The sequence below is a fragment of the Pseudomonas sp. LAMO17WK12:I10 genome (genome assembly GCF_900215185.1).
In the GTDB taxonomy this organism is placed as follows: Bacteria; Pseudomonadota; Gammaproteobacteria; order Pseudomonadales; family Pseudomonadaceae; genus Aquipseudomonas; species Aquipseudomonas chlororaphis.
Genome location: NZ_OBDX01000007.1, coordinates 50336 through 69876, shown reverse-complemented (window position 1 = coordinate 69876; position 19541 = coordinate 50336). Strand labels below are relative to the sequence as shown.

Below are 19541 nucleotides of genomic sequence, written 5' to 3'. Positions count from 1 at the left end.
TCCGGCGCGGGCAACGGTGGCCGAGCATGTTACAGGCTCGCTGGGGGCGATGCTCGTGGCATGGCCTATTGGCTACGGACTGCACTATGACGGCTAGGCTCAGTAGCACAGATGAGGTTTTTTGCCACGAATTGCCTGCGACAAGTTGTCATAAGTAACTGGTTAGTACATTCTTGCGCCACGCAAAGAATGGGAGAAATTTCCGACATGAATAATTCTGGGGCTGCCACCGGCAGCAAATGGTTGTTGTGGGCGCTGGGTGTGCTGATCGCCCTGATCGGCCTGGGGCTGGCGGGCGGGGGTGGGTACCTGGTCAGCCTGGGCGGCAGCTGGTTCTTCCTGCTGATGGGCCTGGCGATGATCGTTTCCGGGCTGCTGATCGCCCGGCGTAACCCGCGCGGTGCCTGGCTGTATGGGGTGGCGCTGGTGCTGACGGCGATCTGGGCGGTCTGGGACGCCGGGCTGGAGTACTGGCCGCTGGTTTCGCGGGTGCTGACCTTCGCCGTTATCGGCCTGGTGGTGGCGCTGGTCTACCCGACCCTGGTACGTGCTTCGGGCACGACCGCCGGGCGTGGCGCTTATGGCCTGGCCGGCGTGCTGGGCATTGGTGTCGTGGCGACCCTGGCCTACATGTTTGTGCCGACCCATGTGGTCAAGGCCAGCAGCGAGCCGGCGATCAAGCCTGTGGCTCCAGGTACCGAGCAGAAAGACTGGGCCCATTGGGGCAACACCACCGCCGGCAATCGTTTTGCCGCGCTGGACCAGATCAACAAGGGCAACATCGACCAGTTGCAGGTGGCCTGGACTTTCCGCACCGGCGATATTCCGCAAAGCACCGGCGCGGGCGCCGAAGACCAGAACACACCGCTGCAGATCGGTGACACGGTCTATACCTGCACCGCCTACGGCAAGGTGTTCGCCCTGGACGCCGACACCGGCTCCGAACGCTGGAAATTCGATCCGCAAGGCTCGGCGCCTAACTGGCAGCGGTGCCGCGGCCTGGGTTACTTCGATGCCTCCGCCGAGCCTGGCGCCGAGGTAACGGCCGCTCCGGCCGCCTGCACCAAGCGTTTGTTCCTGCCGACCGGCGATGCGCGCCTGATCGCGATCAACGCGCAAACCGGCAAGCCGTGCGAAGACTTCGGCGACAAAGGTACGGTCGACCTGAAAACCGACATGGGTGAAGTGAAGCCTGGCTATTACCAGCAGACCTCGACTCCGCTGGTGGCCGGCAATGTGGTCATAGTCGGCGGCCGGGTGGCGGACAACTATTCCATCGGCGAGCCGCCGGGCGTGGTCCGCGCCTTCGACGTGCGCAGCGGCGAACTGGTCTGGGCCTGGGATCCGGGCAACCCGAACACCACCAAGCGTCCACCGGCGGGCGAGACCTACACCCGCGGTACGCCGAACGTCTGGTCGGCCATGTCCTATGACGCCAAGCTCGGCCTGGTCTACCTGCCGACCGGCAACGCCACGCCAGACTTCTTCGCTGGCCAGCGCACGGAGTTCGACGACAAGTGGAGTTCGTCCATCGTCGCCCTGGACGTGAAGACCGGTCAGGTGCGCTGGCACTTCCAGACCACTCACCACGACCTGTGGGACTTCGACCTGCCGGCGCAGCCGCTGCTGTACGACGTGCCGGACGACAAGGGCGGGGTGCAGCCGGCGCTGGCGCAGGTCACCAAGCAGGGTGAGATCTTCCTGCTCAACCGCGAAACCGGCGTGCCTATCGCCCGGGTGGAAGAGCGTCCGGTGCCGCAGGGCAATATGCCGGGCGAACGCTACTCGCCAACCCAGCCGTTCTCGGTGGAGATGCCGTCGATCGGCAACCAGACCCTGACCGAGTCGGACATGTGGGGCGCCACGCCATTTGACCAGTTGATGTGCCGTATCCAGTTCAAGGGCATGCGCCATGAAGGTGTCTACACCCCGCCGGGCCTGGATCATGCCTTGCAGTTCCCGGGCTCCCTGGGCGGCATGAACTGGGGCAGCGTGTCGGTGGACCCGAACAGCAACTATATGTTCGTCAACGACATGCGCCTGGGCCTGGCCAACTACATGATCCCGCGGGCGCAGATCGCGGCCGGGGCCAGCGGTATCGAAATGGGCGTGGTGCCCCAGGACGGCACACCGTTTGGAGCGATGCGCCAGCGTTTCCTCTCGCCTGTCGGTATTCCGTGCCAGAAGCCACCGTTCGGCACCATGTCGGCCATCGACTTGAAAACCAGGAAGCTGGTGTGGCAGGTGCCGGTCGGTACCGTGCAAGACACCGGTCCCCTGGGCATTCGCATGCACATGCCAATCCCGATCGGCATGCCGACCCTGGGCGCGTCCCTGGCAACCCAGTCCGGCCTGTTGTTCTTCGCCGGCACCCAGGACTTCTACCTGCGCGCCTTCGATACCGGCAACGGCAACGAAATCTGGAAAGCCCGCCTGCCGGTGGGCAGCCAGTCGGGGCCGATGACCTACGTTTCGCCCAAGACCGGCCGGCAGTACATCCTGCTGACCGCGGGCGGCGCGCGTCAGTCGCCGGACCGTGGGGACTATGTGATCGCTTATGCATTGCCCGAATAACGGCTGATACTGGCCTTACAGAAAAACCGCGCAAGGCGCGGTTTTTTTGTGGGCGAATACAACCCGTCCGAATATGGAACGCTCAGCGATTAACCAGCTTGTCGAGTTCGTCGAGACTGATCTTGGGAATGATCGAAGTAGGGATGCTCGACGTGAGGGACAGGTTGTAGACCGAGAAATCCTTGCCCATGACCTTGTCCGACATCAGTTTCAAGGATGGCAGGATCCGCGATTGCAGGTGCTGGTCCAGGCCGCAGGGCGACTTGAAGGTATCTGGCGTTTCATAAAAGCGCCCCTGGGCAGGATTCAGGTCGACGCCCACCAGGATCGCCGTATTGAAGCCGGCGTGATAGGCGAGTTGCAGTGCCAGATAAGCCACCGTGCGGGCGTCGAAGAAACCCAGTTCGAGATTCTTGCTGAAGCCGATGGTCCGACTCCTGTTGCCCCAGAGCAGGGGAGGGCGAACCAGGTCGCGGTTGCTCCTGAGCAACCGCTGCTTCCAGGTCTGTCGTGGCGCCTTCTTCAGCAGAAACAGCTCGCCGCGAGGCTGGATTGGAATCGTGCGGGCATGTTCTTCCCAGAGCGCCACACGCTGACTGACAGCCATTGCCTGGGTGAAGAGCTCGGGTTGCTGGAGGGAGAAGCTGGTGTCGGTGCAGGCATAGAAAAAGGGCTGTATGCCGGTCCCGCGGAACATCGAGATGGCCCCGTTCATGGTGATCATCGGGATGTTCGAGAAGGCTTCGATAGGGAAGTCCTTTGCCGAACTACCGGATGCAATGATGAAAACAGGGCCTTGCTGAATATTTCGGCAACGTGCAAACCCCGTTGCCCGGCCAGGCGAAGGCGCCGTAGATACTACTTCCATGTGTTGTGTCCGAATCATCAGGCCACTCTGATTATTATGGGGTGGCTTAAGTGGTGCATCACGCCGGGGAAAGGACAGGCTCTCCCCCATTGATAGAAGTGCAGTCTAGGACCAAACAACGGTCATGCACGACTTCCGAACGGTTATGACCGTCGCGGTTTTTAATAGTTGTGCGGTAGGGCTGATTTCTTGGAAAAAACGATCGGGCGTTTTGCCGGCCTGGCGGCCGAATGGAGGGATTTGCAGCGCGTTGAATACGCAAAAGCCGCGCAATGTACGGCTTTCAAAGATGGTGGACCCACACGGACTCGAACCGTGGACCAAAGGATTATGAGTCCAAAAAAAATCTAAGTGTTGATTGGAGTTATCCGCTATCGCTTGTTTTCAAAGGGATATATGGGAAATGCCTACTTCATATTTGTGATGGGTGTGGACGTTTTGTGGACGTTTTCATTCTTCGTCTAGGTCTTCAGGTCGAACTCTGATGATGGTTGCACATTCACCATCAAGGAGGACTGACACGCCGTTTGCGTCGAAGCTTCCCACTATCGTTCCATAGGGCTCTTCCCAGGGCCTACCTTGTTCGAGTTTCTCCCTAGGAACGCTGACTCGTTTCCCTGCTCTGAGCTTGTTTATATCCATGAGCGCCTCCAGAAGTGAGCATACCGGCCGCATCTTAGCAGGCGATCTATGGATGCAAGCTTTTGTAACGAAGGTAGTTTCGTAAAAGGCATACCCAGTAAGGGATACAGCTCTTTTCACCACAGCGTCGGGTGCAAGTATTCAGTGCTTTGTGTCGAGTCGTTGGATTTTGGAAAACCTTCCCGAGTCTGCACTTTTTGGCTTTTCGCTCAATGAAATCAGAGGGCGCGCGCCATATCCCCCTGCGACCCATCACAGCATCGCGATGCAACTGTGCTGCACTTCTTTGCAAAACCTTGCACTCCGTGCAACGACCCCTTCCCCAGGGAACCCTGCGGCCGGCCTGGCCTAGAGCCGCAATTGCATCACCCACCCGGTTTGCACAAAAAACGGACGCAGAGCCCGTCGGCGGGAGGGGGATAAGTGTTTTTTCGGCAGTTTTTTCTCTGCGCTCGGATTTTCCCGGGGCTGTGGCTGCATGCATGAAAAAGCCCCCACTACCCGATAGAGCAGTGGGGGCCTGGTCGTTGCTTACCTGGTGCTTATGCCGCTTCGACGGTGATAGAGATCCGCCGACCGAGTTCCTGCAGGGCGCGCTCGACATTCTCGATTTTCGAGTCATGCAGGAAGTCCAGCAAACGGTCCACCTGCGGCCGCTGAATTCCCAGGCGGCGCGCCAGCTCTGCCTTGGTGGTGCCTTCATCCAGCACCGCGTTCCACAGTGCAACCTTTGCGGCAGTGAGTGCTGGAAGGCGCAACAGAACGTGCCCTGCCTGAGCCTCGGCGTTACCAGATGGAATCGGGCGGCGTTCATCGACATAGATAGACAGAGCCGTCTCGATCGCATCCAAAGCGCTATCCAGCGCCTCGCCTACGGTGTCGCCGGCAGCGTGAAATTCTGGAATCTCTTCACACGAAAGCCAGACGGTGCCGGGCTCTTCGTGAATTTCCAATGCGTACTTGAACATTTGCCACCTCTACCAACGGGGTACAGCTGGGCTTCAATCCTTGAGGCCCAGCTGTTTGATTATCGATTTCCTTAACCCTTCGCCCATTTCCTTGGCTCCGTGGTCTGGAAATACGGTTGACTTGCCATTCAAGGTGACCTTGAAGTGACTGCCCTTGCCGGGTTGGAACTCCGCGCCTTGGGCTTTCAACCATCGCCGAAACTCGCTGTACTTCATCTGCATCCCTCGCTGTTTCGGTGAAGCCATTGTGCATCATTTATGTTGCATGTGCAACATTTATGATGCGCAATTGTTGGAATTAACTCGTAATAAGTTCAGAAAAATCCCCACCATCGTTTTGACATAATCGCCGCAATAGGCGCGGCTCAAGCCCGCGCCTCCATCGTTTTTGTGGGAGTGGGTTGGTGTCAGAAAGGATTGAGGGCTTGGGCGGGAAAATCATGTTCGACGTGGATGCTGTCTACTGCATTTCGTTGAAAGAGCGAACAGACCGGCGAGAGCTGTTCCGGGCCTCGGTACAAAGCCTGATCCGAAACCCGGTGCTGTTCCATGTCGTGGAGCGGCACGCAGACCCTGTCCGTGGCTGTTATGAGTCGCACCAGGACCTGGCACGGATTGCGCTCGACCACGAGCTGACCGGGTGTTGATCTTTGAAGACGACGTTGCACCGTATGAGCTGAAAGCGACCCCCATCCGCTGGATCAATAAATTCATCCGTACTCAGCAATTTGAAGCGCTGCACCTGGGGTACAGCATGGGCAGGACCTGGCTAACCTGGTTCCCCTTTATTGCCCGGGGCCGCGTCGTTGCGCTGCACGCCTATATCCTGTCTCGTGAGGGTTGTCAGATCCTGGTGAACACCCCGTACAACGGCACGCCTGTTGACGTGATTTTCAAGAAGCGCATAAAGCAGCACTGCGCCTTCCCGATGCTGTTCCGCCAGCAACCGGCAACACTGGCCGGTAGCGATATTGAGGCCGAAGTGAAAAACGAGGATGAATGGTGGCAGCGCAATTGGGACAAGCACCGTATCTCGCCGATTAAACACCTCTGGCGAACGGTGTTCAGGCTCAACTTTTAAAGTGTGGCGGCGGTGTCGGTCCATGCGTATGGCTCGCCAGCGGGGTGCTCATTTCTGCGACCAAGTCGCACTCCCTGCAGCACCTTGACCCCTTCTGACTCCTATCCACGCTTTCGGCGCCTACAGGCGCTGACTCTGTTCCGCAAGACTCCAGCGTATTTCTGACCATTTTTTCTTGGCTGCCCATTTCTCGAGGCCGACGACTTGCAGCCTGAGCAAACGACCAGACTAGTACGCAGCCCGACGTTCGAGTCAGTTTCTAGGGCAAAAAACGCTTGATGAGAGCTTAAGTGGAGAAGGGGGATACGGTTGGCGAATATCTTTTAGGTGTCTAAACTTGTCTATGCATATGTTAGAGGCATGAGCTAAACAGTTACCCCATACAAAGCGACTATCAAAAATTGATATATACCATCAGATCAATAGCAGCCGATCAAAACTGTACAGAGTTAAACATGTGGCATAAGTTTTAATGACTGTTAAATTAAGGGTGGATTCTATATGAAGACAACAAAAGAAAAGGCCAAAAGTCGCCAGGTCAGAAAACCTAGGGCTACCCAATCATTTGATGATGAGATAGATGAGCTTGGTTTTATGAATGAATCAAGTTCAAGCGATGAATTTTCTTCTGAGGAGGAGATGGACTGGCCTGAACACGCCACAGCTAGCGCCTTAAGAGGAGAGCCTGTTCCCATGGAGGCTCACTATGTTTGGGAGGGTGGGAATATACCCAAGTCGGCACTGAGAAACATATTGTACTTTAAAGAAACCAATCCAGACTACACAGTGAATATATGGACAAGCAGACCAATGGCTATCGAAAGTACTTGGAATGCGCTGATGGACAATGAAAGTGATGCAATTGGTCGACACCTCGCCACGAGAGCACTTATAATGAAAGGTATACGCATTAGAAGCTCAAGCGATTTGCTCTCTGACTTCTCAAAGGTGTACCCCAACAGCAATAAAGTAGAGTCTATTGTCGAACGTGAAAAAAATGGTCCTTACAAAAACTATGCGTCTGCGAGTGATATCATTCGCTTAGTAATCTTATATACGTATGGCGGATTATATATGGACGCTGACGTGGCTGTTGGCGAGAATATAGGTCCCCTTAGCACAAAAACTGGAATCGCCATCCATCAAATGCATGAAATGACGTCAAATGGAGTAATGGCGAGTACGAGGCAATCACGCCCTGTTGGTAATTTACTCGATGGAATTGTAGATAGCTATTATAATGGCAGCGTATCATCAGACAATATGAAAATGTGGAAGGACAAACGTTCCAGTGGGGAGAAGTTCTACAGTCGCAAGTTGTTAACGATACACACTACTGGGCCAGGGATAGTCAGAGTTGAAGTTGGGGTGGACAACAACGCTCCTTATGAGACTGTACCTTTAGAAAAATTTGGTCATATTTCTAATGATCTACCTAACCTCCCCCTCAATAAGATGTATAAAGATATGGGCTCACTATGGCGCAGAAATTTTGCTCCCAGGTTAGATGCAGGAGGTGAAAGCTGGGTCAACACTCCCGAAAAAAGCAGGCGTGCATCGATTGGATGATTGCTTGAAATTGGCAGCAAGATATTGAGTTTCTCTAGTGATATTTTGTCGGTGGGTCTTCTGCTTAGTGGATTAGAGTGTTATTGGCCTCAACTTCATGGTCTGCTGTTTGGCAATAGCAGAAGCGGTTGTGAATTCCGCTGCATTGTTCGGCGGCGGGCTCAATGCGTGAGCGTGTCCGGCCAGCTGGACGTTCATCTGGTCCACTAGGTCGATCAAGTCACATAGCACCTGCAACACGTTTACCGATTCAGACCCCAACCAGGTCTTGGGCGCCTGCAGGCGCTGACTCTTTTCCGCAATGCTCCGGCGCATGCCCTGGATCTGCTCCTGCATGTCGCCGCCCACCGTGGCGTTATGCTTCTGCCCCACCACCAGGTTCAAGTCCCGGCCGGTGGCCTGGTGCAGATCGTCCACGGCCGCCAGGCTCGCAGTGCCGCCGGAAAGCAGCTTGAGCGCGCCCAGGGCCTCGATCGTCTTCACCCCTCCCACTGACTCGGTTGAATGGTCGTCGATCGTCTGCGCGTGGTTCTGATAGCGCTCAGTGTTGCCCAAGGCTTCCACTTCGCGCTCAATCGCCTTGTCCTGAATCTTGCCATCGGTCTGGCGTAGCCAATTGCCGTCGGCGTCGACTCGCTGCTGGCACGCCTCGCTGTGCTGCCAGACCTGGTCGCCTTTCGGAACCCGGGGCATGCTCAACCCGTGCGGCAGGATCGTCTGTATGTAGGGTTTGTGCGGCAGACCATAGGCGAAGAACACCACCACCGTGGTGTTTTCCTCGGGGAAGGCATAGATGCCCATTTCCTCGCCGCCCGTGGGCAATGGCAGCGGTACGCCGGCGAGTATTGGCAACGATGTGTCGGGCTCGCCATCAGGGCCCAGGACCTGGATATCCACCGCATAGCGCGGCCGGAAGTCGTCGCAAATCCCCGCAGCCGTCGGAGCATCGGCCACACCGACCACCTGGGCAAAGCGCGGCAGGTGGTAGCCCCCGGTCAGTTCTGGAAATTGCCGTTCTACACTGCGACGGATTGCGTCGTCCATTTGATCGCCATTTGACTGTGAACAAGCGTCACGTTGGTGATGCGCTCGCCTTGGTTGATTGTTGCACCTGGTCGCAACCCGGGAAGGGCCGCGACCATCGCGCTTTGATTGCCCTGGTAGCCGTCGAACAGCTCGACGGGCAGTTGGAGCGGCGGCCGGGCGCCGAAGAAGCTATCCGCCCAACTGCCCACGAAGACTTCGCCGTCGCCCTGCTGCTGCCAAATGAAGTCGGGGATGTTGAACACCCGGGCCAGGCTGTCCATGGCCTGGTAGCCGGCCGCCAGGCTGTAGAAAAACGGGGCCTTGACGCTGGCATAGGGCCGTTCCGGAACACGGAAGCGCAGCCCGGTCTGTTCGCTGATCTCGCCCAGGACGGCGCGCAAATCGACATGGCGCAGGTTCAGCGGCAACGGGTTGCCGGCATCAATGTGCCGTTGCTTGGCATCTTCTGGCTGACATCCGTCTTCGCCTGGCGAACACGTTCCGCTTGTTCGGCAGCTTCCATGGCGATGTGCACCATGTTGATGAGCACGGCCGACTTAGACCCTTCGGTCTTCGGGCGAATGAGGTAACGGCCCAGCTCGATCTCGCGCCGGATGGCGGAATCTGACTGCCCTGAGCGCTTGGCATATTCGCCTACAGTGACGTAGGGCGTGTCGATGGTGATCTGCATTCTGCTAACCTCTGTCGGGATATTGGGGATCAAAGTTCCAATGTTGGAGCCTGTCAAGAGGGGTGCGCATTGGATTTGCCGGCAAAAATGAAAGCCATACGAGCTAAGGAAGGCCTCACTCAGAGTGAGTTCTGCGAAATGCTGGAAATAAGCATCAGCAGCTGGAAGAAGTACGACGCGGGCATAACAGATATGGGGCTTGCACCATTCCTCAAGGTCGAAAACCACCCGCGTTTCAAGAAATACGCTCTGTGGCTGGTGACTGGTGATGTCGCGCCAGAGTCAGGCCAGGTCAGCCCGGTCTAATCATGTCGATTAAGAAAACGGCGGACGGTGAATGGTTGGTGGACTGCCGGCCAGAGGGGCGAAACGGGCCGCGCATTCGGAAGAAGTTCCGAAGCAAAAATGAGGCGCTCTATTACCAGAATCGCGTCATGGGCGATGGTGCGCGGGGGGAGTTCGAGAAGAAACCGAAGGATGACCCGCGCAGGCTGACGGACCTGATTGATCGCTGGTTCACACTCCACGGCAAGACGTTAAAGAGTGGGGAGCAGCGCAGAGATCTGCTGGATCTGATGGCCGAGCGTATGGGCAACCCCAAGGCCTCGCAGTTCAACGCCTCACACTTTGCGCAATACCGCGCTGAGCGTGCCGAGGGTAAGCATTCCAGGTACACGAAGAAGGGGCAGCCCGGCCGGCCGGTAAGCGCGAATATGCTGAACCATGAGCTGGCTTACATGCGGGCGGTATTCAACGAGCTGAAGCGTTTAGGGGAATGGCATGGGGACAACCCGCTGGGAAACGTGCGCGGGCTCCGGTTTGATGAAACTGAGATGGCATACCTGCTTCTTGAGCAGATCGGCCCTTTCCTGGAGTGCGTGCAAGCCCTGGACAGTGACACGCTGCTGATCGTCGAGGTGTGTTTGTCCACGGGGGCCCGTTGGGGGGAGGCAGAGGGGCTACAGCCGCGCCAGGTGCGCCAGCAGCGCATCCAGTACCACAAGACGAAGTCGAGCAAGAATCGTACTGTGCCAATCTCCAAGGAGCTGGAACGGCGTCTGTTGAAGGCCCTACCGTTCAAGCCTTGCTATGACATATTCCGGCGGGCTGTCGAAATTGCGAAGCTGGACCTACCAGCAGGGCAACTGACCCACGTATTGCGTCATACCTTCGCCAGTCACTACATGATGAATGGCGGCGACATAATCACCCTTCAGAAAGTGCTTGGTCATGCCAGCCTATCCATGACGCAAAAGTACGCTCATTTCAGTCCTGGTCACATGGCCGAAGTGGTCAATCTCAACCCTTTGGCGTTTCATCGTGGACACTATTGCTGCTTTGGAAGCGGTCGAGACGGCCTAAAGCCATCTGCTAGATACGCAAAAGCCGCGCAATGCGCGGCTTTCAAGTTGGTGGGCCCACACGGACTCGAACCGTGGACCAAAGGATTATGAGTCCTCTGCTCTAACCGACTGAGCTATAGGCCCTCAGTAGGCTGCGGATTATAGCGACGGTTTCTCGGCTGTGCTATCCGAAAAATCCGAAACGGGAAGGCGTAGAAAGGTCGCGGCGAATTCGTCGGCGCTTAGCGGCAGGCTGATGATGTAGCCCTGGATCTGTTCGCAGCCTTCGTTCCCGAGAAATACCTGCTGGTCATGGGTTTCCACGCCTTCGGCGATCACGGTGAATTGCATGCTGCGGCCCAGGGCGATGATGGCCCGCACGATCGCCACATCGTGGGGGGCATCGGGCAGGCCGCGGACGAAGGATTGATCGATTTTCAGGAAATCCAGCGGCAGGCGCTTGAGGTAGCTCAGGGACGAGTAGCCGGTACCGAAGTCGTCGATGGCCAGCTGAACGCCCAGGCGCTTGAGTTGGTGCAGAACCTCCAGGGCTTCCTCGGCCTGGCTCATGATGAAATTCTCGGTGATTTCCAGTTGCAGGAATCCGGGTTTGAGGCGGTTGTCTTTCAGCAATTGTTCAATCCGCCCCAGCAGGTTCGGTTGGCGCAACTGAGCGCCGGCGAGGTTGGCCGAGAGCGGGCCGAAGCTGTCGTAGTGCTCGTTCCACTTGCGCAACTGTTGGCAGGCGTGTTCCAGCACCCAGTCGCCGATCTGCAGGATCATGCCGTTCTCTTCGGCCAGGGGGATGAAGTGCTCGGGCGGGACATCGCCAAAGGTTGGGTGATGCCAGCGAATCAGGGCTTCGGCTCCTACCAGCTCGTGATCGCTCAGCCTGATCTTGGGTTGGTAGTAGAGATACAGCTCGTTGCGCTCGATGGCTCGCCGCAGTTCATGTTCCAGGGCCACGCGCTCGCTGGCCTGGGCGGTCAGGTCGCGGGTGTAGCTTTCGACCCGGTTGCGGCCCTTGGCCTTGGAGCGGTACATGGCGGCGTCGGCGTTCTTGACCAGGGTGGCCACGTCGCAACCGTCCTTGGGGTAGAGGCTGGTACCGATGCTGGCGCTGATGAAAAACTCGTGCTCGCCGGCCTGGAACGGCGCGGTGAAGCAGTTCAGCAGCTTGTTGGCGATGTGGTCGGCATCGCTGGGCTGCTGCAGCCCGGGTAGCAGGATGATGAACTCGTCGCCACCCAGGCGGGCCACGGTGTCGATATCCCGCAGTTGTTCTTTCAGGCGCACGGCAATGCCCTTGAGCAGCAGGTCGCCGATCGGGTGGCCGAGACTGTCGTTGATGTGCTTGAAGCGGTCCAGGTCGAGAAACAGCACGGCGCCCTGGCCACCGTTCTCCTGCTGGTTGTTGAGGGCGGTCAGCAGGCGGTTTTCGAACAGGGTGCGGTTCGGCAGGCCGGTCAGCGGATCATGGTGCGCCTGGTAATCGAGCTTGGCCTGGGCGTGCTTGAGGCTGGAAATATCGGCGAATACCGCGACGAAGTGGGTGATGAACCGGTCTTTGTTGCGCACCGCGCTGATGGTCAGCCAGCTGGGATACAGCTCGCCATTTTTGCGTCGATTGCAGATTTCCCCTTGCCAATGACCTTCGGCGGTCAGTTGGTGCCACATGGCGGCGTAAAAGGCGCTGTCATGCAGGCCGGAAGCCAGCAGGCGCGGGGTGTGGCCCAGGGCTTCGGTTTCGCTGTAGCCGGTGATTTCGGTGAATGCCCGATTGACCGCGCTGATGTGCTGCTGGGTATCGGTGATCAGTACGCCTTCAGCGGTGCTCTCGAACACGGTGGCGGCCTGTTGCAGCTTCTCCTGCATCAGATGGCGCTCGGTGATGTCGCGGGCGATGGTCAGCATGCAGTCTTCGTCGCCGATCGGCAGCGGCCGGCTCGAGAGCTCGCAGAGGCGGATCTGACCGTCATTGCGGCGAATATGGCAGCTGAAGTCGCGTACGAAGCCATCCCGCTGCATCAGGTCGAGCATCTGCCGGCGCTCGTTGAGGTTGACCCAGATGCCCAGCTCCAGCGTGGAACGGTCGACGGACATGGCGCTATTGAAGCCGGTGATACGACTGAAACCTTCGTTGACCTCTATCAGCAAGCCGTCGCGCTGGCGGCTTAGCAGCAGGCCGTCCGGCGAGGCGTGAAAAGCCTTGGCGAACTTCTCTTCTGAGGTTTGCAGCTGCTGTTGGGTTTCCTTCAACTGGCTGATGTCGCGAACCACCACGACCAGGGCGGGCGTAGTGTCGAGGTCGAAGGGTTCGGCGGAGATCAGCCCGGTGAACAGCTGGCCGTTGCTGCGCCGAAAGGGCATTTCCAGGTTACGGATACTGCCGGCCTGCAAGCGTTGCAGCAGCCCCGGGCCGACGCCCTGAATACCCCAGATATTCAGCTCGGTGGCCGTTTGGCCGATGACTTGCTCGGCACTCAGGCCGATCTGTTCCTCGAACGCCTCGTTGACCTCCAGCAGGCAGCCATCCGACAGGCGGGCAATGACCAGGATGTCCGGGCACTGTTGGAAGACCGAGGCGAATTTCTGTTCCGAGAGCTGCAGGGCCTCTTCGGTGCGTTTTGTCTCGCTGATGTCGATCATCAAGCCGCGCATGATCGGTTCATGCCCATGCTCGATCAGGCTGACGATGTCGCGAACCCACAGGCAGCGGCCGTCGGCGGTGATTACTCGGTAATCCAGACTGTGATCGCGCCCGGCCAGGACTTCGTGGTCGCAGAAGTGCTGGGCACGCGTCAGGTCGGCGGGGTGGATGATGTTTCTCCAGAACCCGGGAATCAGCCAGTGCGAAAGGGGATAGCCCAGCAATTGCTCGGCATGGGGCGACACGTAGCTGTAGGTGAAGTCGCTGATACGCGCTTCCCAGGCGATCGCCGAAAGGCTTTCGACCAGGCCGCGGTAATGGTATTCGCTGCTGCGCAGCTCCTGTTCCAAAGCCACGCGCCTTGCGATCTCGGAGCTCAGCCGGCGGTTGATGCGGATCACTGCCGCCAGAATGGCAAACAGCAGGAGCAGCCCTGGCAGGCCATAGAACAGCAGGTCCGACCAGAACGAACGGTGGTCGAGCACATTGCCCACCCAGCGCTGCTGGATCTCGTTGACCTCCGCTGGGCTTATGTCAGCCAGCACCTTGTCGAGAATGCCTACCAGTATCTTGCTGTCGCGGGGGACGCCCATGGCCAGCTGATAGCGGTAGGGCGTCTCGCCACTGACATAGAGCCCGTCGAGCTTCAACTGCCGCAGGCTCCAGACACTGGAAGCCAGGTCGCCGACCACGGCATCGACCTGATTGAGGGCCAGTGCCTGCAAGGCCGAACTCACATTGGGCAGGGCGACCAGGTTCAGGTCGGGATGGTGGGTGCGCAGCAGTTCATGGGGGGCGTAATTCTCCACGACGGCGATCTTCAGGCCGTACAGGTCCTGGAGCTTGCGAGGTTGCGCGCCGCCTTTATGGGCCAGGATCACAATGGGGAAATCGAGGTACGGGCGGGTGAAAGCCAGATAGTTTTGCCGTTCCGGGGTCGACATGATGCCCGGCAGCAGGTCCAGCTTGCCCTTTTTCGCGGTTTCGAGCACTTCGCTCCAGCTGGCGGGTTCTATCGGTTTGAGCGTGATCGCCAGGCGATCCTGGATCAGATGGATATAGTCCGCCGCAAGGCCCTGGTAGCGCCCTTCCTCATCGCGATATTCGAAGGGCGGCCACGAAGCGTCGACGCCCAGGCGCAATTCCGGATGGGCGGAAAGCCAGCCACGTTCTTCATCGGTGAGCGTCAGCGCGCCGGCCGTTGCGGTCCAGGCGAGCAGCGACAGCACCAGCACGGTCGGCAGTCTGGGCATAACGGTCTCGTTATGACACGGGGAATGTTTCGAGTGTAGACGGGCAATCCGGAGGGAGTGAGGCGCGGGGAGTTTTAAACTGCACAAAACAAAACCCCCAGCAGGGCTGGGGGTCTTGGTATTACTCGTCGAGGAAGGAGCGCAGGTGCTCGCTTCTCGTCGGGTGGCGCAGCTTGCGCAGCGCCTTGGCTTCGATCTGGCGAATCCGCTCACGGGTAACGTCGAACTGCTTACCGACTTCCTCGAGGGTGTGGTCGGTATTCATGTCGATGCCGAAGCGCATGCGCAGTACCTTGGCTTCACGGGCAGTGAGGCCGGAGAGTACTTCGCGAGTCGCTTCCTTGAGGCTCTCAACGGTAGCGACATCGATTGGCGACTGCATGGTCGAGTCTTCGATGAAGTCGCCCAGATGGGAGTCTTCGTCATCACCGATCGGGGTTTCCATGGAGATCGGCTCTTTAGCGATCTTCAATACCTTGCGGATCTTGTCCTCAGGCATTTCCATGCGTTCGCCCAGCTCTTCCGGGGTCGGTTCGCGACCCATTTCCTGCAGCATCTGCCGGGAAATACGGTTGAGCTTGTTGATCGTCTCGATCATGTGCACCGGAATACGGATGGTGCGGGCCTGGTCGGCGATCGAGCGAGTGATCGCCTGACGGATCCACCAGGTGGCATAAGTCGAGAACTTGTAGCCGCGACGGTATTCGAACTTGTCTACCGCTTTCATCAAGCCGATGTTGCCTTCCTGGATCAGGTCGAGGAACTGCAGGCCACGGTTGGTGTACTTCTTGGCGATGGAGATCACCAGACGCAAGTTGGCTTCGACCATCTCTTTCTTCGCGCGACGGGCCTTGGCTTCGCCGATCGACATGCGACGGTTGATGTCCTTGATCTCGGCGATCGTCAGGCCGGTCTCGGTCTCGAGCGCGGTCAGCTTCTGCTGGCAACGAATGATGTCCGGCTGCAGGCGACCGATGGCTTCGGCGTACTTGGCCTTGCCTTTGGCCAGTGCGTCGGACCAGCTTTCGTCCACTTCATTGCCAGGGAACTGGCGCAGGAAGTCGGCGCGTGGCATGCGAGCATCACGAACACAGAGTTGCATGATCGCGCGCTCTTGCTGACGCAGGCGATCCAGGGCGCTACGAACGCGTTCAACCAGGCTTTCGAATTGCTTCGGAACCAGTTTGATCGGCATGAACAGTTCAGCCAGGGCCAGCATTTCAGCCAGGGCTTGCTTGTGTTCACGACCGTGCTTTTTCAGCGCCTTGCGGGTGATTTCCATCTGGTCGGCAACGGCGCCAAAGCGCTGGGCTGCGATGACCGGATCCGGACCGCTTTCGGCTTCTTCTTCGTCGTCACTGGCTTCGGCGTCATCGTCGTCGGTGTCGTCGTCCGCTTTCGCGGCCTTGGCATCGACAGGCGGTGGTACTTCGGCGGCAGGCGGCGCGATGCCGTCGTCCGGGTCGATGTAACCGCTCAGGACGTCGGACAGGCGACCACCTTCGGTGGTGACGCGAGTGTATTCGGAGAGGATGTGCTCAACCGTGCCAGGGAAGTGCGCGATCGCGCCCATCACTTCACGGATGCCCTCTTCGATACGCTTGGCGATTTCGATTTCGCCTTCACGTGTGAGCAGCTCTACCGTACCCATTTCGCGCATGTACATACGCACTGGGTCGGTAGTGCGACCAATGTCGGTTTCCACAGCCGCCAACGCTGCGGCGGCTTCTTCAGCTGCTGCTTCGTCGGTATCGGCTTCGGCCAACAAAAGGGCATCCGCATCCGGAGCACTCTCGAATACGTTGATCCCCATGTCGTTGATCATGCGGATGATGTCTTCCACCTGTTCCGGATCTGAAATATCCTCCGGCAGGTGGTCGTTGACCTCCGCGTAAGTCAGGTAACCCTGCTCACGACCACGGCTGATCAACTCTTTGAGGCGAGACTGCTGTTGCGCTTTTCCGGACATAACACCCTATCCACTGAAGGTCTTGGCGGGCAAAAAACAAGCCGAGGATTATACCCGAGCTATGACCTCACGCGCCAGTTGAGGTCGGGTTTGATGCGGGAACATTGCGTTTTAAAAGCTCAAGTAGCTGAATTTTTTCTTCGCCACTCAATTCGCTTTGACGCGATTTCCTGAGAAGTTGTTCCAAAGCACGCTCACTTTGGCGAGCGGACAAGCTTTTAATGGTGTCGAAAAACTGTTGTTCAAGGTTATCGCCCTCAATCAACCATTCCTTTTCTGCCAGCGCCTTGATCAGGCGGCCCTGCTCCGTGCCGTGCCAACGCGCCATCAGTTGATGAATAGAGCGTAGCTTAGGATTTTTCTGCACGGCTTCGATCAGGGCGACCAGCAACTGGGTATTGGTGTTGTCGTCGGCGGCGAAATGCCCGGCGTCTTCAACTTTCTCGGCCAGTTGCGGGTGATGCAGCAATGTTCGAAGGGCTGACAGTGTAGGAGGTTCGACGGCGGCCGGAACGCGTGGGGCACGTGGTTGATCACGATCGCCATTACGCTTGCCCTTTTTGTCCCAAGGCTTGTTCTCCCACTTCTTGCCGCCGGCACCGCTTTTCTTCGGCGTCCACTCCTGCTGCGGCGCATAGGCCTCTTGCGGCTCGTGGTAGTCGGCATAGTCCGGCATGGCGTCGTAATCGATGCCGGCGTCGTACGCCGGCGGCGCTTCTTGTGGGGCGCTGTGTACCAACTGGTTGATGGTCTCGTTGTTGAGCCCGGTAATTTCACTGAGGCGCTGGCGCATCAGGGTCCGCAGGTTGGCTCCGGGGACCTTGTCGATCAACGGTGCAGCCAGGGTGGCGAGGTGGGCCTTGCCCTCGAGCGAGCGTGGGTCGGCTTCGTCCGTCAGTTGCTGGAAGAAGTAATCGGCCAGCGGTTGAGCGTGTTGATTGATGCGTGCGCGAAAGGCGTCGGTGCCTTCGGAGCGGACCAGGGTATCCGGGTCTTCCCCTTCGGGAAGAAACAGAAAGCGCGCCCGGCGACCGTCCTGCAGGCTGGACAGGGTCGCCTCCAGCGCGCGCCAGGCGGCCTTGCGCCCGGCCTGGTCGCCGTCGAAACAGAACAGGACGCTGGGCACGATGCGGAACAGGCGCTTGAGGTGTTCTTCGCTGGTGGCGGTACCCAGGGTCGCAACGGCGTTACGCAGGCCTTGTTGGGCGAGGGCAATCACGTCCATGTAGCCTTCGACGACGATGATTTCGTCGAGGTTGCGGTTGTTCTTGCGGGCTTCGAACAGGCCGTAAAGCTCCTGGCCCTTGTGAAAGACCGGCGTTTCCGGCGAGTTCAGGTACTTCGGTTTGTCGTCGCCCAGTACCCGGCCACCAAAGGCGATGATCCGGCCGCGGCTGTCGCGGATCGGAAACATCACCCGGTCGCGAAAGCGATCGTAGCGTTTGCCGGTTTCGGCATTTTCGATCAGCAGGCCGGCGTCGATCATGGCTTTCTGCTGCAGGGTATCGCTGCTCAGGTGCTTGAACAGGTTGTCCCAGCCGGGCGGTGCAAAGCCGAGGCCGAAGTCGCGGGCGATCTCGCCGGTCAGGCCGCGCCCCTTGAGGTAATCGACCGCGGCCTTGCGGGCCGGATGGCTTTTCAGAGCCTGGCGATAGTAATCGGCGGCGGCGGTCAGCAGCGGGTAGAGCGGCGAGTCGGTTGGCTGCCGGGGCTTGTGCGAGCGGCCGCTTTCCTCGCGTGGGATCTCCATGCCGGCGGCTTTGGCAAGTTCCTCGACTGCCTGGGGGAAGTCCAGGTTGTCGTGGTCCATGATGAAGCCGAGGGCGTTGCCGCCCGCGCCACAGCCGAAGCAGTAGTAAAACTGCTTGTCGGGGCTGACGCTGAAGGAGGGGGTCTTTTCCTTGTGGAACGGGCAGCAGGCGGTGTAGTTCTTGCCGGCCTTTTTCATCTGCAGGCGCGAGCTGACAACATCGACGATGTCGGTGCGGTTCAGAAGGTCGTCAATAAAGCTCTGGGGAATCAGCCCGGCCATGGCGTTCTCGTCATCACTGCGCGAAAGAATTGGACCAATGCGAAGGCTTCGAAAGTGGGCTGCTCGAGACGCAACGGCTGCGCGTTCGACCATCTGTCGTCGGCTTGATCGCTATCGGGAAGTGTATCTGCCGAAAGTCCACTGACGTTAGTTTCAATCAGTCTTCGACTATTTGAAGATATTGCTCTGAGTCCGACAGGTCTCGGATGGCTCATAAGCGGGCGCTGGAGAAGGGCGCCTTGGGCTGAGTCTGTTGAGGAATCAGAATAAAAATGTGCTCGTCAGTAGCCTTGGAAGGCTCGTCAGAAGAGACGTGCACCGCTGGCAGGAAGCCAGGTCTGACGTGGTGAAGCGGATTGTCTCGGTCGCATGTGCGGCGTTGACGGTGAAGCATCAAGCGTTGTCCGCAAATGCCATTAGCCCGGCTGAGGGCCGGGCTTGGCAGAAGCTTGCAGCGAACGTCTGTGTATTAGTACAGACGTACGGCGCGGCGCTGTTCGCGCTGAACTTTCTTGGCGTGACGCTTAACAGCAGCAGCTGCTTTGCGCTTACGCTCGGAAGTCGGCTTCTCGTAAAATTCGCGGCTACGAACTTCAGCCAGAACACCGGCTTTTTCGCAGGAGCGCTTGAAACGACGCAGAGCTACGTCGAAGGGTTCGTTCTCTTTAACTTTGACGGCTGGCATCCAGAGCTACCTTCATTCATTACCGGGGTCAACGTTCTCGTCGCAAAAATCGCGGCTGAGGTCGTCGGTTTTTAAGGGTTGCGGATGTTAACCCCTCATCGCTCGGAATGCAAAGCCTCTGATCGAAAACCGCTGGTCGGCCGAGGGAGTGGCGACTATTATGCGCGCCTTCGAATTTAGCCTCTACAAG

At 58.3% G+C, this 19541-nt stretch carries 16 protein-coding genes, 1 tRNA gene and 1 pseudogene; 6 read left to right on the top strand and 12 right to left on the bottom strand.

The window, feature by feature from the left end; genetic code table 11:
* Positions 1 to 207: 207 nt before the first annotated feature.
* Complete coding sequence (locus CRO75_RS10335; RefSeq protein ID WP_097135157.1) at positions 208 to 2574, top strand: glucose/quinate/shikimate family membrane-bound PQQ-dependent dehydrogenase; 2367 nt, start codon at positions 208 to 210, stop codon at positions 2572 to 2574.
* 82 nt (positions 2575 to 2656) lie between these two features.
* Here the strand turns inward: CRO75_RS10335 and CRO75_RS10330 are convergent, their stop codons facing one another.
* From CRO75_RS10330 to CRO75_RS10320, 4 genes are all read right to left on the bottom strand, one after another.
* On the bottom strand, positions 2657 to 3442 hold the full coding sequence (locus CRO75_RS10330) for a lipopolysaccharide biosynthesis protein (protein ID WP_239990568.1): 786 nt from the start codon (positions 3440 to 3442) through the stop codon (positions 2657 to 2659).
* Between the two features lie 450 nt (positions 3443 to 3892).
* Entirely contained in the window at positions 3893 to 4084 is a 192-nt protein-coding gene (locus CRO75_RS32530) for a hypothetical protein (RefSeq protein ID WP_124372872.1), read from the bottom strand.
* 542 nt (positions 4085 to 4626) lie between these two features.
* The gene (locus tag CRO75_RS10325; protein ID WP_097135155.1) at positions 4627 to 5052 is read right to left on the bottom strand and encodes a type II toxin-antitoxin system HicB family antitoxin; all 426 of its coding nucleotides are present in this window, start codon (positions 5050 to 5052) and stop codon (positions 4627 to 4629) included.
* Between the two features lie 33 nt (positions 5053 to 5085).
* The gene (locus tag CRO75_RS10320) at positions 5086 to 5268 is read right to left on the bottom strand and encodes a type II toxin-antitoxin system HicA family toxin (RefSeq protein ID WP_028681531.1); all 183 of its coding nucleotides are present in this window, start codon (positions 5266 to 5268) and stop codon (positions 5086 to 5088) included.
* Between the two features lie 224 nt (positions 5269 to 5492).
* On the opposite strand from CRO75_RS10320, the gene CRO75_RS33605 reads away from it, so the two are divergent.
* The 3 genes from CRO75_RS33605 to CRO75_RS10310 all read left to right on the top strand — a co-directional run bounded on the left by CRO75_RS33605 (position 5493) and on the right by CRO75_RS10310 (position 7702).
* Positions 5493 to 5699 carry a hypothetical protein gene (locus CRO75_RS33605; protein ID WP_345789167.1) on the top strand — a complete coding sequence of 69 codons (207 nt, stop codon included), beginning with the start codon at positions 5493 to 5495 and terminating at the stop codon, positions 5697 to 5699.
* Complete coding sequence (locus tag CRO75_RS10315; RefSeq protein ID WP_345789166.1) at positions 5693 to 6133, top strand: hypothetical protein; 441 nt, start codon at positions 5693 to 5695, stop codon at positions 6131 to 6133. The genes CRO75_RS33605 and CRO75_RS10315 overlap by 7 nt, the downstream gene beginning before the upstream one ends.
* Before the next feature lie 501 nt (positions 6134 to 6634).
* Positions 6635 to 7702, top strand: coding sequence for a TcdA/TcdB catalytic glycosyltransferase domain-containing protein (locus CRO75_RS10310; RefSeq protein ID WP_097135154.1), 1068 nt, complete (start codon positions 6635 to 6637; stop codon positions 7700 to 7702).
* A 72-nt stretch (positions 7703 to 7774) separates the two neighbouring features.
* On the opposite strand, the gene CRO75_RS10305 is transcribed toward CRO75_RS10310, so the two are convergent.
* From CRO75_RS10305 to CRO75_RS10295, 3 genes and pseudogenes are all read right to left on the bottom strand, one after another.
* The gene (locus CRO75_RS10305; RefSeq protein WP_097135153.1) at positions 7775 to 8746 is read right to left on the bottom strand and encodes a hypothetical protein; all 972 of its coding nucleotides are present in this window, start codon (positions 8744 to 8746) and stop codon (positions 7775 to 7777) included.
* Positions 8719 to 9162 (bottom strand): annotated as a pseudogene (locus tag CRO75_RS10300) (hypothetical protein); the annotation flags it as partial. The pseudogene CRO75_RS10300 and the gene CRO75_RS10305, both read right to left, overlap by 28 nt.
* Positions 9147 to 9419 (bottom strand): hypothetical protein, encoded by a 273-nt coding sequence (locus CRO75_RS10295; RefSeq protein WP_097135152.1) that lies wholly within the window; start codon positions 9417 to 9419, stop codon positions 9147 to 9149. The gene CRO75_RS10295 and the pseudogene CRO75_RS10300, both read right to left, overlap by 16 nt.
* A gap of 69 nt (positions 9420 to 9488) precedes the next feature.
* Between CRO75_RS10295 and CRO75_RS10290 the strand changes: the two genes are divergently transcribed.
* Positions 9489 to 9725 (top strand): helix-turn-helix transcriptional regulator, encoded by a 237-nt coding sequence (locus CRO75_RS10290; protein ID WP_097135151.1) that lies wholly within the window; start codon positions 9489 to 9491, stop codon positions 9723 to 9725.
* A gap of 2 nt (positions 9726 to 9727) precedes the next feature.
* On the top strand, positions 9728 to 10873 hold the full coding sequence (locus tag CRO75_RS33600) for a tyrosine-type recombinase/integrase (protein ID WP_097135252.1): 1146 nt from the start codon (positions 9728 to 9730) through the stop codon (positions 10871 to 10873).
* Here the strand turns inward: CRO75_RS33600 and CRO75_RS10280 are convergent.
* The 5 genes from CRO75_RS10280 to rpsU form a co-directional block, all read right to left on the bottom strand.
* Positions 10830 to 10906, bottom strand: a tRNA-Ile gene (locus CRO75_RS10280). The two genes, CRO75_RS33600 and CRO75_RS10280, sit on opposite strands and share 44 nt — an antisense overlap.
* 15 nt (positions 10907 to 10921) lie before the next feature.
* Positions 10922 to 14665 (bottom strand): bifunctional diguanylate cyclase/phosphodiesterase, encoded by a 3744-nt coding sequence (locus tag CRO75_RS10275; protein WP_097135150.1) that lies wholly within the window; start codon positions 14663 to 14665, stop codon positions 10922 to 10924.
* 121 nt (positions 14666 to 14786) lie between these two features.
* A complete protein-coding gene (rpoD, locus tag CRO75_RS10270) occupies positions 14787 to 16634 on the bottom strand; it encodes an RNA polymerase sigma factor RpoD (RefSeq protein ID WP_097135149.1) in 1848 nt (615 codons plus the stop codon).
* Positions 16635 to 16701: 67 nt separating this feature from the next.
* Entirely contained in the window at positions 16702 to 18666 is a 1965-nt protein-coding gene (gene dnaG, locus CRO75_RS10265; protein ID WP_097135148.1) for a DNA primase, read from the bottom strand.
* Between the two features lie 469 nt (positions 18667 to 19135).
* A complete protein-coding gene (gene rpsU, locus CRO75_RS10260) occupies positions 19136 to 19351 on the bottom strand; it encodes a 30S ribosomal protein S21 (protein ID WP_002551877.1) in 216 nt (71 codons plus the stop codon).
* Between the last annotated feature and the right edge of the window lie 190 nt (positions 19352 to 19541).

Bases quoted from the DNA above. Each gene is read 5' to 3' on its own strand.
- CRO75_RS10335 (WP_097135157.1), top strand. From the start codon at position 208: ATGAATAATTCTGGGGCTGCCACCGGCAGCAAATGGTTGTTGTGGGCG.
- CRO75_RS10330 (WP_239990568.1), bottom strand. From the start codon at position 3,442: ATGGAAGTAGTATCTACGGCGCCTTCGCCTGGCCGGGCAACGGGGTTT.
- CRO75_RS32530 (WP_124372872.1), bottom strand. From the start codon at position 4,084: ATGGATATAAACAAGCTCAGAGCAGGGAAACGAGTCAGCGTTCCTAGG.
- CRO75_RS10325 (WP_097135155.1), bottom strand. From the start codon at position 5,052: ATGTTCAAGTACGCATTGGAAATTCACGAAGAGCCCGGCACCGTCTGG.
- CRO75_RS10320 (WP_028681531.1), bottom strand. From the start codon at position 5,268: ATGAAGTACAGCGAGTTTCGGCGATGGTTGAAAGCCCAAGGCGCGGAG.
- CRO75_RS33605 (WP_345789167.1), top strand. From the start codon at position 5,493: ATGTTCGACGTGGATGCTGTCTACTGCATTTCGTTGAAAGAGCGAACA.
- CRO75_RS10310 (WP_097135154.1), top strand. From the start codon at position 6,635: ATGAAGACAACAAAAGAAAAGGCCAAAAGTCGCCAGGTCAGAAAACCT.
- CRO75_RS10305 (WP_097135153.1), bottom strand. From the start codon at position 8,746: ATGGACGACGCAATCCGTCGCAGTGTAGAACGGCAATTTCCAGAACTG.
- CRO75_RS10295 (WP_097135152.1), bottom strand. From the start codon at position 9,419: ATGCAGATCACCATCGACACGCCCTACGTCACTGTAGGCGAATATGCC.
- CRO75_RS33600 (WP_097135252.1), top strand. From the start codon at position 9,728: ATGTCGATTAAGAAAACGGCGGACGGTGAATGGTTGGTGGACTGCCGG.
- CRO75_RS10275 (WP_097135150.1), bottom strand. From the start codon at position 14,665: ATGCCCAGACTGCCGACCGTGCTGGTGCTGTCGCTGCTCGCCTGGACC.
- rpoD (WP_097135149.1), bottom strand. From the start codon at position 16,634: ATGTCCGGAAAAGCGCAACAGCAGTCTCGCCTCAAAGAGTTGATCAGC.
- dnaG (WP_097135148.1), bottom strand. From the start codon at position 18,666: ATGGCCGGGCTGATTCCCCAGAGCTTTATTGACGACCTTCTGAACCGC.
- rpsU (WP_002551877.1), bottom strand. From the start codon at position 19,351: ATGCCAGCCGTCAAAGTTAAAGAGAACGAACCCTTCGACGTAGCTCTG.